The sequence below is a fragment of the Desulfofundulus sp. genome, from assembly GCF_049701015.1.
GTDB lineage: Bacteria > Bacillota > Desulfotomaculia > Desulfotomaculales > Desulfovirgulaceae > Desulfofundulus.
This window is the reverse complement of sequence record NZ_JBNATZ010000410.1, coordinates 1-1,373: the sequence shown is the minus strand read 5'-3', so window position 1 is coordinate 1,373 and position 1,373 is coordinate 1. Positions and strand designations below refer to the sequence as shown.

Annotated in this window: 2 protein-coding genes; both read right to left on the bottom strand. The window is 46.6% G+C overall.

What is annotated here, in order from left to right:
- Nucleotides 1–384, bottom strand: a 384-nt coding sequence (locus tag ACPLUI_RS14950; protein ID WP_424661033.1) for a DNA cytosine methyltransferase, incomplete at its 3' end; no start/stop codon positions are given.
- A 75-nt stretch (nt 385–459) separates the two neighbouring features.
- The coding region (locus ACPLUI_RS14945; RefSeq protein WP_424661032.1) for an ATP-binding domain-containing protein at nt 460–1,373 on the bottom strand (914 nt) is incomplete at its 5' end.

Sequence of the window (1,373 nt, the reverse complement as noted above, 5' to 3'; positions counted from 1 at the left end):
GTAAAGCCGGTCTCGATCATCATTCAGCCATTTTTCTCTTACCCGCCATGCCGCACTGCGTGCTCCAATTGAGGAAAAAGATTGACACGGAGGACCGCCCAGTATAACGTCCACCTGACCCCGGCACCTATCAATAATCTGCCGGTGGGTTTCGGGATCAGTGAGATCGGCCTCCAGAACAACATCCGGATTACGACCGCAACGCTTGAGATTCACCCGGAGAGTTTCACAGGCATAATGATCTTTTTCCACGGCACAAACAAGTTCAAAAGCCGGACCGCCATCCGGCGATTTGACCAGCTCGAAACCATAGGACAGTCCACCTATTCCGGCAAATAAATCCAGTATGCGATAACAGGTAGCCAGAATAATCTCCTCCCTCAATCAATCTGGAGAAAATTACCCTGTAATTTAAGATATGTTTGCAATATTATCCTTAAATTTTCTTTGCCCGGCACCTCAGCAGCCGGGTTCATCCTGAAGTCCTTCCAGAAACCTGGCTGATTGCTGTACCATAATGTCCCATTCTTTATCCAGATCGCGTCTGTAATAAATAAACAATAAAGTTGTTGCCCGGGAAATTGCGGTATAGTTTAGCAGTCGGGCCTGCTCGTCAGCAAAACTCTCTACATCCAGTAAAAAAACCACCGGCGCTTCCAGACCTTTAAAACTGTGAATTGTACAGAATTTCAGGCTGTCTTCGAGCACATGTGCCGGATCGAGATCGGTAATGTTTTGAAAGCTACAGATGCCATGAAAGATGTTTTTCCCCTGCAGGCACGATTTTTCAAAGCGGTATCTGGAAAGCAAACAGATTTTTCCCGGTGGAATTCCCTGAGAAACCAGTTTCTTTACCGCCCTGACGACCCGATTTCTCTCATCGGCAAAATCCGTGTAGCTCTCCCTAACAACATCTTCTCCGTCAACCTTTAAATATCTGGCCGGAAGCATTCCTGTGGCCAGCACATTGTAGATGCCTATCGGACGGGTATTGCGGCAGTTGGTGTCAAGATGGAGTATTACCGGCCGGTATTCCTGAATCATTGCAAGCCCTTCGTCCAGGTCAGGATTATAAATATTTTGATTCGGATCATAGCAGATGTGCCAGTTTCCATCCTTCATACCGCCCCTGACAATTGCATCCATACACATGATATACTCCAGCCGTAACAAATCCTGCCCTTCATCCACTATCAGGGTATCAAACTCTGCCACATATTTTCCACTGTCCACCATTTTCAGAAAAGCTTCCGGGATTATCCGCCGGTAATACTCGTCCTGTGAAAGATTTCTCCGAGATGGTAGACTATTGTTCTGTTTAAGGCAACCTATCAAATAACTGTGCAGAGTCTCGATGCGCAAATTGCCCATCT